The sequence below is a fragment of the Methylobacterium persicinum genome (assembly GCF_022179525.1).
GTDB classification, from domain to species: Bacteria; Pseudomonadota; Alphaproteobacteria; order Rhizobiales; family Beijerinckiaceae; genus Methylobacterium; species Methylobacterium persicinum.
The window spans coordinates 1-12,840 of the sequence record NZ_BPQX01000031.1; the positions used below are offsets into that span (position 1 = coordinate 1).

The 12,840-nt window shown below is 67.3% G+C and carries 12 protein-coding genes; 8 read left to right on the forward strand and 4 right to left on the reverse strand.

Annotated elements, in window-relative coordinates:
* The 5 genes from MFF22_RS13350 to MFF22_RS13370 all read left to right on the forward strand — a co-directional run.
* Positions 1-495 (forward strand): MGH1-like glycoside hydrolase domain-containing protein (locus MFF22_RS13350; protein ID WP_444543598.1); only part of this gene is annotated, 495 nt, incomplete at its 5' end.
* Positions 496-637: 142 nt separating this feature from the next.
* Positions 638-2,416, forward strand: coding sequence for an amidohydrolase (locus MFF22_RS13355; protein ID WP_238249462.1), 1,779 nt, complete (start codon positions 638-640; stop codon positions 2,414-2,416).
* A gap of 56 nt (positions 2,417-2,472) precedes the next feature.
* Entirely contained in the window at positions 2,473-3,861 is a 1,389-nt protein-coding gene (locus MFF22_RS13360) for a DUF1254 domain-containing protein (protein WP_238249463.1), read from the forward strand.
* Positions 3,862-3,893: 32 nt separating this feature from the next.
* Positions 3,894-5,768, forward strand: a complete 1,875-nt coding sequence (locus MFF22_RS13365; protein WP_238249464.1) for an amidohydrolase — start codon at positions 3,894-3,896, stop codon at positions 5,766-5,768.
* 269 nt (positions 5,769-6,037) lie between these two features.
* On the forward strand, positions 6,038-8,422 hold the full coding sequence (locus tag MFF22_RS13370; RefSeq protein WP_238249465.1) for a hybrid sensor histidine kinase/response regulator: 2,385 nt from the start codon (positions 6,038-6,040) through the stop codon (positions 8,420-8,422).
* 169 nt (positions 8,423-8,591) lie between these two features.
* Here the strand turns inward: MFF22_RS13370 and MFF22_RS13375 are convergent, their stop codons facing one another.
* Positions 8,592-8,843, reverse strand: coding sequence for a hypothetical protein (locus tag MFF22_RS13375; protein WP_238249466.1), 252 nt, complete (start codon positions 8,841-8,843; stop codon positions 8,592-8,594).
* Between the two features lie 112 nt (positions 8,844-8,955).
* Here MFF22_RS13375 and MFF22_RS13380 point away from each other — a divergent pair, with 112 nt between their 5' ends.
* Positions 8,956-9,387: a response regulator gene (locus tag MFF22_RS13380; RefSeq protein ID WP_283206179.1), complete on the forward strand. Its 432-nt coding sequence runs from the start codon at positions 8,956-8,958 to the stop codon at positions 9,385-9,387.
* A 93-nt stretch (positions 9,388-9,480) separates the two neighbouring features.
* Here MFF22_RS13380 and MFF22_RS13385 read toward each other — a convergent pair whose 3' ends face one another.
* On the reverse strand, positions 9,481-9,768 hold the full coding sequence (locus MFF22_RS13385; protein WP_238249467.1) for a hypothetical protein: 288 nt from the start codon (positions 9,766-9,768) through the stop codon (positions 9,481-9,483).
* A gap of 42 nt (positions 9,769-9,810) precedes the next feature.
* Positions 9,811-9,975 carry a YqaE/Pmp3 family membrane protein gene (locus MFF22_RS13390; RefSeq protein WP_238249468.1) on the reverse strand — a complete coding sequence of 55 codons (165 nt, stop codon included), beginning with the start codon at positions 9,973-9,975 and terminating at the stop codon, positions 9,811-9,813.
* A gap of 1,049 nt (positions 9,976-11,024) precedes the next feature.
* On the opposite strand from MFF22_RS13390, the gene MFF22_RS13395 reads away from it, so the two are divergent.
* Both MFF22_RS13395 and MFF22_RS13400 read left to right on the forward strand, forming a co-directional pair.
* Positions 11,025-11,381 carry a hypothetical protein gene (locus MFF22_RS13395; protein ID WP_238249469.1) on the forward strand — a complete coding sequence of 119 codons (357 nt, stop codon included), beginning with the start codon at positions 11,025-11,027 and terminating at the stop codon, positions 11,379-11,381.
* Positions 11,378-11,611: a hypothetical protein gene (locus MFF22_RS13400; protein ID WP_238249470.1), complete on the forward strand. Its 234-nt coding sequence runs from the start codon at positions 11,378-11,380 to the stop codon at positions 11,609-11,611. Before MFF22_RS13395 ends, MFF22_RS13400 begins: the two co-directional genes overlap by 4 nt.
* A 661-nt stretch (positions 11,612-12,272) precedes the next feature.
* Here the strand turns inward: MFF22_RS13400 and MFF22_RS13405 are convergent.
* Positions 12,273-12,776 carry a DUF427 domain-containing protein gene (locus MFF22_RS13405; protein ID WP_238249471.1) on the reverse strand — a complete coding sequence of 168 codons (504 nt, stop codon included), beginning with the start codon at positions 12,774-12,776 and terminating at the stop codon, positions 12,273-12,275.
* Between the last annotated feature and the right edge of the window lie 64 nt (positions 12,777-12,840).

A 12,840-nucleotide genomic window follows, 5' to 3' on the forward strand; every position in this document is an offset into this window, starting at 1 on the left:
TACGAGCCGGCCGAGTCGACGACCGCCACCTTCGGGGGGAACTCGAACTGGCGCGGTCCTGTCTGGATGCCGATCAACATCCTCCTGATCGAGGCGCTGGATCGCTTCGGGGCCTTCTATGGCGACGACACCCGCTTCGAATGCCCGACCGGTTCGGGCCATTTTCTCAGCCTCCCCGAGATCGCGGACGAGTTGAGCCGGCGCCTCTGCGCCCTGTTCCTGCGGGGACCGGACGGCCGCCGCCCGGTCCTCGCGTCCTACGGTGAACTCGCCGACGATCCTCACCTGCGCGACTGCATCCCGTTCCACGAATATTTCAACGGCGATACCGGTGCGGGGCTCGGCGCGATGCATCAGACGGGCTGGACGGGCTTGGTCGCCCTGCTCCTCAGGCCCGGACGCCTCGCGACGACGCCGGCCGCCCGCACCATCCCCACTTCAGGGCATGCGTCCCCGACCCCGGCCGGCATGGATCCCGACAGTCCCCGCCATTGATCTGCCTCAAGATCGATCCGGCAGGGAGGGCTAGGCTCGAGGGGCGATCGAAAAGAGCCTTCGGAGGACGCCGCGCGGCTGCGACCGCCCCGGCAGGCTCGCGCGATCGCCGGGGCGGCTTTCTCGGTGACGGGAGAGGACCATGTGCTTTGCCTGCAGTCCTTTCGCCGGGGCCCTCGCGGACGCCGTATCCCGCCGCGTGCTCCTGAAGCACGCCTTCGCCGGGGTCGCATCGGCCGGCTTGGCGGGAGTGACCCGGCGCTTCGTGTGCAGCCCGGCCGAGGCGGCTTCGGAGGGGGCCGACACGCTCTTCAGCGGTGGCCCGATCGTCACCATCGACGACGCGCGGCCGACCGCCGAGGCCATCCTCGTCCGTGGCGGGAGGATCGTCGCCGTCGGCGCCCGCGCCGATGTCGAAAGACAGGCCAGCGGCCCCGTCAGGACCGTCGATCTCCAGGGCAAGGCGCTGCTCCCGGGTTTCGTCGATCCGCACGGGCACGTGGTCATGGTCGGGTTGCAGGCGCTCGCGGCGAACCTGCTGCCGGCGCCCGACGGGGCGGGCAACGATATCCCGGCGCTGCAACGCATCCTGCGGGACTGGATCGTCGGGAACAGCAGGATCATCGATCGTTACGGCGTCATCATCGGGTTCGGCTACGACGACTCCCAGTTGAGGGAACAGCGCCACCCGACCCGCGCCGACCTCGACGCCGTCTCGTCCGACGTCCCGATCGTGATCGTCCACCAGTCGGGCCATCTCGGGAGCCTCAACGGCAAGGCGCTGGATCGGGTGGGCGTGACCAGGGACACGCCCGATCCGCCCGGCGGCGCCTTCCGCCGCGGGGCCGACGGCGCGACCCCGAACGGGGTCTGCGAGGAGGCCGCGTTCTTCACCGCGATCAGCACGCTTCTCGGCCGCCTCGACCGGCAAGCCTATCTCGACATGATCAAGGCGGGGGCCGCCTTCTACGCCTCCTTCGGGTACACGACCGTTCAGGAGGGCCGGGCCATGCCCGGCAGCGCCACGATGCTCGCGCAGGCGGGCGAGGCCGGGCTGCTCGATGTCGACGTCGTTGTCTATCCCGACGTCTTCCAATCCCTGAAGGAGGCCGCGCCCTCGCGCGACTACACGCACCACGTCCGCATCGGCGGCGTGAAGGCGACCATCGACGGCTCGCCGCAGGGCAAGACGGCGTTCCTCTCGCAGCCCTACTACAAGCCGCCCGACGGGAAGGGCCCGGACTACCGCGGCTACGCGGCGATCACCAAGGAGCAGATCGTCGGCGCCGTCGATCTCGCCTTCGCCAACGGCTGGCAGATCCTGACCCACGCCAACGGCGACGCGGCGGTCGACTGGCTGATCGAGGCGGTCGCGGCGGGGACCGCCAAGCATGGCCCCGGCGACCGACGCGCGGTCCTGGACCACGGCCAGACGACGCGGCTCGACCAGTTGCCCAAGCTGAAGGAGCTGGCCATCCTGCCGTCCTTCTTCCCCATGCACACCTATTACTGGGGCGACTGGCACCGCGATTCGGTTCTGGGGCCGGAGCGGGCTGCGCGGATCTCGCCCTGCCGCTCGGCACGGACCCTCGGCCTGATCTTCACGACCCATCACGATGCGCCGGTCGCCAACCCGGACTCGATCCGCGTGCTGTCGGCCACCGTGACCCGCGTGACGCGCTCCGGCCATGTGCTCGGCCCCGAGGAACGTGTCGATACGCTGACCGCGCTCAAAGCCATGACGCTCTGGCCGGCCATCCAGTATTTCGAAGAGGCGGACAAGGGCACGATCACGCCCGGCAAGCTCGCCGACTTCGTGGTCCTGAGCGAAAACCCCCTCGCGGTGAAGCCCGAGGATCTGATCACGCTCAAGGTCGTCGAAACGATCAAGGAAGGGAAGAGCATCCACCGATCGACCTGAGCACGGCAGGCCGTCGCGGGATGCGGGACGCCTCAATCCCATCGAAGGGGACAGCGATGCGCGTTCGAGCCTTGCCCCGTCTCGCGGTCATGATCGCCGCGATGGTCGCCGTCCCGGCGCTCACGGGTCGTGCGCAGGAGACCAAGCCCGACTGGCGGGAGATGTACGCCTATTCGCTCGGCGTCCAGGCCTACATCTATACGTCTCCCTGGTCTTACATGACCGAACAACGGTGGAACCGGAGCGCCGATGTCGGACATCAGGCGAACCGGCTGTTCCATTTCCGCGAACTGAAGGACGCGAGCCATGTGGATGGCGGCTCGCCCAACAACGACACCCTCTATTCGCGTTCGTGGTTATCCCTGAAGGACGGGCCCATCGTCCTCAGCGTACCGGCCATTTCGGACCGGTATCACTCGGTCGAGCTGACCGACTACATGGATGACAACTTCGCCTATGTCGGCACGCGCACGACCGGCGACGGGGCCGGCCACTTCGCCATCATCGGCCCAGGCTGGACGGGCCCGCTGCCGGCCGGCGTGACCGCGCTCCCGCCCTCGCCGACCCCCTGGGCGTTCCTCCAGGTGCGCACCGCCGTCAGGGATGCCGCCGACCTGCCGGCGGTCCACGCCATCCAGGACGGGTACACGCTGACGCCCCTCTCCCAATGGGGACACGCCCATCCCGCTCCTCCGCCGGGCGCCGGGATCTGGGAGCCGTTCGACCGGCACGCCGACCCGCTCAACGAGTGGCGAACGATCGATCGGGCCATGCGCGAAGTGCCCGCCGACCCGCGCGATGGGGATATGCTCCAGTCCTTCGCCCGTATCGGCGTGGGGCCCGGCCTCGATCCCGACGCGCTCGATCCAAGCACCAAACGCGGGCTGGCGCGGGCCGCCATCGACGGGCGAACGATCATCAATGCAGCATTCGCGGCCGGCTACCGGCAGACGAACGTCAACGGCTGGAACTATCCGCCCCCTGAAACGGGGAGAATGACGCAAACCCGCGACTGGCTCCTGCGGGCGCTTCAACCGGCCGCCGGCTTCAACGCCAACGACCCGGTCGAGGCGACCTATCTCAACGCGTCGGTCGATGGCGACGGAAGGATGCTATCCGGCAACCATCGCTACGTCATCCATTTCGGTAAGGGCGCCGAACCCAAGGTCGAGGCGTTCTGGTCGATCACGATGTACAATCTCAAGTACAATCTCGTCGCCAACCCGATCGACCGTTACTCGCTGGGTGACCGCAGCGGGATGAAGCACGACGCCGATGGCGGGCTGACGATCTATGTGCAGACGACTTCGCCGGGCGGGGACAAGGACAGCAACTGGCTGCCTGCGCCGGACGAACCGTTCTTCCTTTTACTTCGCACGTATCTGCCCGGCGACGACATCCTGAAGCAGACGTGGCAGCCCCCGAAGATCTCGCGCGTCGATTGAGAAGGGTGGGGTGGACCGGGGAGGAGACGGCGATGTGCATGATCTGCAGCTCGGCGATGGCCGCCGCCTTCACGGCTCTCAGCGCCACATCGCGCAGGTCTTTCCTGGGCAGCGCCGCCGCGGCGGCCGGCGTCTTCGTCGCCGAGGCGGTCGGACCCGCCGGCATCGGGCCTGCTTTGGCCGACGGCTCCCTGAACGGCGTTCTGGAAGGCGATCTGCCGAGGGACGGCGGCAAGGCGAACCCAGCCACCACGATCTTCACCGCGAAGGCCGTCATCACCATGGAGCGGGAAAATCCAAGAGCATGGGCGGTGGCCGTGCAGGGCAAGACGATCGTCGCGGCCGGGTCGCTCGAACAGGTCAAGGCGGCCCTCGGCGACCGGCCCTCCACGATCGACGACACCTTCGCCGATCACGTGATCCTGCCCGGCTTCATCGACCAGCATCTGCATCCGATCCTGGGCGCGCTGACGCTCGCCGTGGAGGTGATCGCGCCGGAGGATTGGCCCATGCCGGGGCGGACCTTCAAGGCCGCCACGACGCCGGAGGAGTACAGGTCCCGGCTCCGGTCGGCGGAGGCCGCCCTCAAGGATCCCGGGGAATGGCTCCTGTCATGGGGCTATCATCCGCTGTGGCACGGGCCGCTGATGCGCGCCGACCTCGACGGGGTGAGCGAGGCGCGGCCCATCGCGATCTGGCAGCGCTCCTGCCACGAATTCACCCTGAACTCCGCCGCGATCACGGCGCTGGGCATCCGTGAAGACGCGACACGGGGCAAGGGTGAGTGGAGCCGGCAGGTCGATTTCGCCAACGGTCATTTCTGGGAAGGCGGCCTGAATTTCATGATCGGCCCGATGCTGAAGGTTCTGGCGACGCCCGAACGCCTTCGCTCCGGCCTCCGGCAGATGGTCGCCTACCTGCACGCCAACGGCGTGACCGCCTATAACGAACCGGGCGCGCTCTACACGCCCGACATGTGGACGATCTACGAGGCGATCCTCGGCGCGCCCACGACGCCGATGTACGCCACCTTCCTCGCGGACGGACGGGGCATTCCCGACCGGGTCGGCCTCGCCCGGGCCCTGGAGGCGACGGAGGCGCAGATCGCGGTATCGCCGGCCGGCCCGGGCAAGAAGCTGATGTTCTTCCCAAAACAGATCAAGCTCTTCGCCGACGGCGCAATCATCTCACAGCTGATGCAGATGAAAGACGGGTATCTCGACGGCCACAAGGGCGAATGGATCATGCCGCCTGGGCAACTGGAAGAGCGCGCCCGCCTCTACTGGAACGCGGGCTATCAGATCCATGTGCATGTCAACGGCGACCTCGGGCTGGAAGTGCTCTTGAACGTCCTCGAAAAGCTGATGGCCGAGAACCCGCGCGCCGACCATCGCACGGTGATCGTCCATTTCGCCAACTCCACCGACGAGCAGGTCGCGCGGATCGCCCGGCTCGGCGCCATCGTCAGCGCCAATCCGTATTATCCGGTGGGCTTTGCCGACAAATACGGGGAGAGCGGCCTCGGGCCGGAGCGCGCCGACGTCATGGTCCGGGCGAGATCGGTCCTCGATCACGCCATCCCCTTCTCCCTCCATTCGGACCTGCCGATGGCCCCCGCGGCGCCCCTCGCCCTGGCCTGGTACGCCGTCAACCGCCTCACGCCTTCGGGCCGCGTGGCCGGACCGGAGCAGAGGATCGACGTCGATGCGGCGCTGCGGGCCGTGACCATCGAGGCGGCCTATTCCTGGCGGCAGGAGGACAGGATCGGCAGCATCGCGCCGGGCAAGGTCGCCAACTTCACGGTGCTCCACGACGATCCCTACGCCGTCGATCCGATGAAGCTCAGAGATATCCCGGTCTGGGGCACCGTCTTCGAGGGGGTCGTGTTCCCTGTCGTACGCGCTTAGGGCGTTGTCCGGGACACTTGGATCACGTCATCTCCACGGTCATTGCGAGCGAAGCGAAGCAACCCAGGGATCCGCTCCGTTCTGAGTTGTCCCGCGGCCCTGGATTGCTTCGCTCCGCTCGCAAAGACGAAAAGCGCGCGATCCAGTGGTTTCCGGGCCGGCCGACGCGGACTCTCGCGCGCCGTCCTTCGGCCGCATTGTGAAGTACCTGACAGTTTGGATTAACCGCTTCGTGCCAGGGTCCGGCGGTTTCGTGGTAGGACGTCGTCATGCGGTTGCGCACGCTCCTGGCCCTCGTCTTCGCGGCCGGGGCGCTGATCCTCACGTTCGCCGCCACGATCGCCGTTTCTCAGTTCGTCGCGCAGCGGGCGCAGATCCGCGCCGAAGCCCACACGGCGGAACTCGCGGAGCACCTGCGGCAGATCATCGACGTCAACATCACGGAGCGGCTCGGCGACATGGCCGTGCTGTCCGCGGTGGCGCGGACGAACGCGACCACGCCGGAGGCGCGGCGCGTCTGGGTCGACGCCTTGAGCGAGAGCTATCCTGCCTATGCCTGGATCGGCTTCGCGGACAGGAGCGGCGCCGTCGTGGCCAGCACCGGCGGCGTCCTGGAGGGTGAGAGCGTCGCGGCGCGGCCGTGGTTCCGGCAGGGCATGGAAGCCGCGTCCGTCATCGACATCCACGAAGCGAAGCTCCTCGCCACACGCCTGCCGGCCCTTCCCTCCGGCGAGCCGTGGCGATTCGTCGATGTCGCGATGCCGCTCCGCGACGCATCCGGCGCCAAGGTCGGCGTCGTCGGCGGCCACCTGAGCGTCAGCTGGATGCGCGACATGAGCCGGGCGGCCATCGCCAGGGCGCTCAAGCGGGAGCCGAGCGTCGAGGTGCTGATCCTCGCCGGTGACGGGACCGTCGTCCTCGGCGCGGGCGACCGGACCGGCCAGAGGATCGGCTCCGACCTGCCCGCCCTCCCGGCGCTGACGGCCGGCGCCGAACTGTCCAGCGCCCGGGGACGATGGCCCGATGGCGGAGACTACTTCACCGGCGCGAGCCGGGGGCGACCGTCCGCCGACAAGCCGACCCTGCCGTGGACCGTCCTGGTTCGTCAGCGCGTCGAGGTGGCGAAGGCCATCTCAGACCCGATCATCAACCGCCTGATGCTCGGGGGTGCGGCGTTCTCGCTGCTCTTCGCCCTGCTGGGCTGGTGGGCCGCCGAACGCTTGGCCGATCCCCTCCGCGCCCTCGCCAGGGCCGCGGGCGACGTCAGCAATGCCCCCGCCGACGCCCGGTTGCCCAAGCCGAGGGGGTACCTCGAGATCTCCGAACTGACGGGGGCGCTGACCGGATTGCTCGTGCGCCTGAGCGAGCGTGACCGGGCCCTCGAGCAAGCCAATGCGGACTTGGAGGGGCGTGTCGCGGCCCGGACGATGGAACTGGCCGAGGCCTGCGACCGGGCCGAGGCGGCCCAGTCCCGCGCCGAAGCCGGCGAGCGGGCCAAGAGCGACTTCCTGGCGACGATGAGCCACGAGGTGCGTACGCCCCTGAACGCCATCGTCGGCTTCGGCGACCTCCTCCGCGACGATCACAGCCTCACCCCGGGCCAGAGGCGCTGCATCGAGCAGATGCGCGTCGGGTGCGAGGTCCTGACGACGGTGGTCAACGACATCCTCGATTACGCCCGCATCGAAGCGGATGGCGTCACGCTCGAGGCCGCTCCGTTCTCGCCGCACGGCCTCGTGGAGGAGACCGTCGCTTTGGTTGCGGGCACCGCCGAGCGCAAGGGTCTAGACCTGCGCATGGTGGGCGACGCGGCGGACGACCGTCCCGTGATCGGCGACAAGAACCGGCTTCGCCAAGTGCTGCTCAACCTCGTCAACAACGCGGTCAAGTTCACGCAGCAGGGGTCCGTGACGGTGGCGATCACGCAAACGGAGGCGGCCGGGGGCAACGCCCTGCACGTCACCGTCCGCGACACCGGCATCGGTATCCCCGCCGAGGCGCAGACCCGGCTCTTCGCGCGGTTCGTGCAGGCCGACAGCAGCACCACGCGGCGGTTCGGCGGCACGGGATTGGGCCTCGCCATCGCCAAGGGGCTGATCGAGGCGATGGGCGGCACCATCGGCCTGGAGAGCCGCGACGGCGAAGGATCGACTTTCTGGTTCGATCTGGTCCTGCCCTTCGCATCCGCCGGCGAGCGCGGGCTCGAACCAACGGCCGTCGCGGCCCCGCCCGCCTCGTCCGGTTCGTCCCCGCGGCGGCCGGCGCATCTCCTGCTCGTCGAGGATGGGGCCATCAACCGCGAGATCGCCCAGATGGTCCTCGAAGCGATGGGCTACCGCGTGTCCACCGCCTGCGACGGACGGGAGGCCGTGGACATGGTCCAGGCGGAGCCGTTCGATCTGGTTCTGATGGATATCGAGATGCCTGTCATGGATGGCATCACCGCCACGAGGCTGATCCGCGGCCTCGAGGGGCAGGTCCGCGAGCTGCCGATCCTGGCCATGACGGCGCATGTCCTGCCGGAGCAGGTCCGGACCCTGATCGCGGCCGGTGTGAACGACCACGTCGGAAAGCCCTTCGACCGGGCCCATCTTCAGGCCGTCATCGAGCGCTCACTGGCCAAGGCACGCGAGCGCGCGGCTTCGGCGGCGTGAACCCGGTCGGGGCGGGCCGCCAAAGCCCCTGTACGAGGGCGCCGGCGCATCATCTTGGACGGATCACGACGTGAGGCCGCTCTTCACGGCGAAACGGATGTTCGGGCGAACCACGACATCCGGCGTCGCCGCAAAGCTCTCGAGCACTTGGCGTGAACCGCCGCGGGGATCAGTACGAGCGCGACGTGGTGGTCGGGGCCGTCGAACCCGCCGAGGTCGGCATCGTGTTGGTCGTGGTGGCCCGGTTGGCGCGGTGATGGCCGATGGCGCAGCCGGCGGCGGCTCCCGCCACGCCGTGGCCGACCATATGACCCGCCAGACCGCCGACGACGGCACCCTTCAGACAGCCCTTGGCCTCAGCCTGTCCGACGCCGGCCACGGCAGTCATGGCAAGGATGGAAACAACGGTCAGCACGCGCATGGGGAAACTCCTGGATCAATTGTGGCTTTGAAACGTAATGCGCCCGCATCCCGTTCCGCATCGGTCCGTGCGAGCGAGGATCCTTTCGTCGCCATGACCGGGAACATTGCGCGTGTCTGATCAGACGTCACCGGATTCTCTCTGCGCGCTCGTCGTCGATGACGATGCCCTCATCCTGATGGACGCCAGCTACATCCTCGAGGATGCGGGGTTCCATGTCCTCGACGCGATGAACGTCGTCGACGCCATGGCCGTGCTCGAGCGGCATCATGGCGAAGTCCACCTGCTGTTCACCGACGTGCACATGCCGGGCGATCTCGACGGGTTCGCCCTGGCGCGTCGGACCTCCGAGCGGTGGCCGCATATCGCGATCGTCGTCGCGTCCGGCGAAGCCAATCCCAAACCGGGGGATCTGCCCGACGGCGCGACGTTCATCGCCAAGCCGTTCAGCGCCGAGGTGGTCTACGACCATGTGAGCGAGACGATGCCCCGGGAAAAGCACCCGGCGCCCCTTCGGAAGCGCGTCTCCCGCAAGCAGTCTTGATACGTGAGGGACGGCGGATTCGGACCCAGCCCCGGCGCCGTGACGCCCCGCCGGGGTGCCCGGCTGCGCGTCAGGCACGCATCGCGAAGTGGATCAGCCCTTGGTGAGCCGCCGATGGTTGGCCTGGACTTTCCGGCGATATCCCCGGACGACCTTGCGCGGCGTCCCCCCGGCCGCGAGCGTCGCCGCCGCCTGGCCTGCGGCGAGGACCTTCTCGGCCACCATGCGCCGCGCCTCCCGGCGTGCCTTCGGGCCGCCGACCATCATCAGTGCCATCCGCTCGCCGATGACCATCTGCGCCTCGACGCCGAGCATCGCGATCTCGGTCCCTAAGGCGAGCCACGATCCCGGGCCGCTTCCTGTCCGACGACGTCCCCGCATGGCGCTGCCTCCGTTCGGCCGGTCGCGTGCAGTGTCAGCCCGTCAGGCCGCACTCTCACGCCGGGTGACCACCAGAGCCCAGATCGTCGCCGGGATCCAGCCGATCAGCGTGATGTGGAGCAGGATACACAGGATGCCCTGAAGCACCTTCCCGCGCAGGAACATGGCGAGCCATGGCGCGAGAATGCAGATGATGATCATGACCATGGCGATGTCGGGTCTCCAGAACCATGACCGAACACCGACCGTGATGGATCGTTCCCCCGCGCCGCCGCCCATCCGCCGGCCATCGCACACAAAAAAGGCCACCCCTTGGGGGCGGCCCGAAGTCTAGGGAGGAAACGCCCAAGAAGGGCACAGGGAGTATGCGTACCTCGCTGCACCGCGTCAACGGACATCGATTGATGGAGTTCCCTATAACCAGCGATTCGATTGCTAAACCCGGATCGCCGAGACCCTCAAGCTAGGGATTGTCTGACGTAGGTGAGACCGGCAGTCCTGCACAGGTCCGCATTGAGACGGCAGGGACAGGTGCGCAGCCACACGTTGGTGTGAAGCCGTTCCGGTCAGCCTTCGGTCGAATTGCCACGAGAATCGCGGATGATGGCATCGCCAGGGTACAGGGTTCGAGGCTCGCAGAAGCGGCAGCGGCACCGGCAGGCCCGCAATGCCGTGGTCCCGTGAGGCGAGCTTTTTTGGGGTGACGTAGGTGCTACGGCTCCCGTCCCCCGTCTGGACTGCGCCGACAGCGGTCTCGAAATGGCCAATGCGGGATGTCTCGAGCATTCCGTGCACGGCTTCTTCACGCTGAATGACGACGCACCGGCCCTAAGCTGCAACAGGATCCTGTGATCCTGTTACCGGAGGTTAAGTGAAACCATCGGTGCTTCCGTATTCGGTGGTAAGGAGCCGATCCAGACCTCGTGACAACATGCGATTTCGAAAGTCTTCCAACACCCTACCACTCGTCGAAACCAGATCGATCCAATACAAATCCGATAATCTACCCTCATCACGCTAGGCTTGTCTCACATCATCCATGAGTCGGCGATCAGAACATATTTGCTTTTGTGCCGCGATACGGCCTATTTACCACTAAATCGAGCCAATCAGGGCATTTTTTCTCAAAAGATACAGATTGTTCCAAAGTCTAGGCGCATTGACAAGATAGCGCACTGCGAATACCCATTGCCGCCGCGACCGCTTATAGCGTCGTTTGCCATCTAATATACTGAAAATCATTCGGGGAGATGGTGATGGGTCATGCGGTAATTCTATCGTTCACCGATGAAGAAGCTGTCGGATTGACGGCCGTAGAGCTGAACATCCGCAATGATATCCTCCATCGATATCAGCGCTTTTCCGACGAACTGCGAAAGGCCGGGTGGGATGCCATCGTGGAGATGGAAGGCACCCTCGACCCGTCCCAGCGTGTGGCCTGCCAGCGTGCGTTCCAGCTCTATCGCGCCGCTGCGGCGGGAATTGACGAGACGCTCGCCGAACTGAGCGAGAGCTTCGACAATTCATCCGAAGAGCCGCAGTGGCGAACGGGGTCTTCAGCCCGTTCAGGTCCTTCCCCGCGATGTGTCGGTCAGTCCCGGAGGCAACGATGACCTATTTCGTTCCGCAAACGGTCACCGATTGGAAGCAGGTCGGCTATACGGGGCTGCGCATCATGCATTGTCCCCGTTGTCGGGTCTCGACCTGGGCGAGCTGGGGACAACTCGAGGCCGTCGAGGATGAGGACGTGATCTCCGTCGCGAAGCGCCTGCGCTGCGAAGGCTGTGGCGAGGCGCCCACCGGCCTTGCCGTCGTCGCCAGCATGTCACCGCCGCTGCATTGAGCCGGCGGCGATCACCCGGCGGAGGTGCCGGGGCGCGCCCACTCACACGACAATCCCGCTGAAACCGCCATCGGCGCCGGTACGGGGCAGGCCTCGATCAAAGCCGTTCAATGGGAACGGGATGCGTGGCACAATACGGCCGAAGCAGCGCGGGCTTGTCTCGCTCGGTCGGCCTGACGCTCCGCGACAAGGGAGGACATCATGGGCCTACTCGCTTTCATCCTGATTGGCGGTCCCTGGGTGGCCATAACGGCATGGCTCTGGCTTCAGTCGGGCGGCGTCGAGGCGTGGCGGCAAGCCGTTCACGGAACGCCGCGCGATGGCGGCCGATAACCGGAGCACGCAGGCTAGAGCCGCCCCGGAACGAGTTGGTCAGCAAGCCTTCTCCAAATTTTCCCCTCATCCTGAGGTGCGGCGACAGCCGCCTCGAAGGAGGGCTCCAGGGATCGCGCGGCAGGCTGGAGCCCTCCTTCGAGGCCCGCTGACGCGGGCACCTCAGGATGAGGCCTTAGAGGCCCGCTGACGCGGGCACCTCAGCCTGAGGTGAGAGGCTGGGGGCCGCCTTGACGTGATCGGTCGCTGCTCGAGAGGCCCGGAACCGGCGCCTCAGACCGCGGGGCGCAGGATGCCGCCCGCCGAGGCGGGGTGAGGCCGCGTTCGGCTACCACCCCTGTGTGCCGGGCTCGCCCTTGAACGGGCCGACGACCTGCCCGGTGATCCAGCCGCCATAGAAGCCGCCCGGCTGGGGGCTGGCACGCTCCTCGCCGACGTAGCAGGCGTCCATCGCCCCCACGTAGAAGGCGACGTGATCGCCGAGCTCCGCGAAGGCTGGGGTCGGCGACGGATAGGTCCAGGCCGCCCGGGAAGCCCGGCGGCGGGCGCCGACCACGTCGAAATAGGCCGCGCGCCCCTTCCACTCGCAGACGCTGCCCGCGCCTGCCGCAACGAGGCAGCCGGGACGGATATCGTCCGGGGGCAGGTAGTAGGACGGAGGATGGCTCGTCTCGAGCACGCGCCAGCCGCGAATCGTGTCGGCGATGTCCACGCCGTCGAAGACGACGCGCAAACGGACGGTCACCCTCTCCAGCCGCGGTGGCCTGGGATAGTCCCAGACGCTCTCTTGGCCGGGACCGGGTGGGATGGCGACGGGACTGCGTAGGGTCATGGTGGGGCGATCCGTGTGGGCGGCGGAACAACCCGGTCCTTGCCGTCGGGATCCGACGAATCGA

What these genes read in the sequence shown, in the direction of transcription:
- MFF22_RS13355 (WP_238249462.1), top strand. Translation starts at nt 638, where the DNA reads ATGTGCTTTGCCTGCAGTCCTTTCGCCGGGGCCCTCGCGGACGCCGTA.
- MFF22_RS13360 (WP_238249463.1), top strand. Translation starts at nt 2,473, where the DNA reads ATGCGCGTTCGAGCCTTGCCCCGTCTCGCGGTCATGATCGCCGCGATG.
- MFF22_RS13365 (WP_238249464.1), top strand. Translation starts at nt 3,894, where the DNA reads ATGTGCATGATCTGCAGCTCGGCGATGGCCGCCGCCTTCACGGCTCTC.
- MFF22_RS13370 (WP_238249465.1), top strand. Translation starts at nt 6,038, where the DNA reads ATGCGGTTGCGCACGCTCCTGGCCCTCGTCTTCGCGGCCGGGGCGCTG.
- MFF22_RS13375 (WP_238249466.1), bottom strand. Translation starts at nt 8,843, where the DNA reads ATGCGCGTGCTGACCGTTGTTTCCATCCTTGCCATGACTGCCGTGGCC.
- MFF22_RS13385 (WP_238249467.1), bottom strand. Translation starts at nt 9,768, where the DNA reads ATGCGGGGACGTCGTCGGACAGGAAGCGGCCCGGGATCGTGGCTCGCC.
- MFF22_RS13390 (WP_238249468.1), bottom strand. Translation starts at nt 9,975, where the DNA reads ATGGTCATGATCATCATCTGCATTCTCGCGCCATGGCTCGCCATGTTC.
- MFF22_RS13395 (WP_238249469.1), top strand. Translation starts at nt 11,025, where the DNA reads ATGGGTCATGCGGTAATTCTATCGTTCACCGATGAAGAAGCTGTCGGA.
- MFF22_RS13400 (WP_238249470.1), top strand. Translation starts at nt 11,378, where the DNA reads ATGACCTATTTCGTTCCGCAAACGGTCACCGATTGGAAGCAGGTCGGC.
- MFF22_RS13405 (WP_238249471.1), bottom strand. Translation starts at nt 12,776, where the DNA reads ATGACCCTACGCAGTCCCGTCGCCATCCCACCCGGTCCCGGCCAAGAG.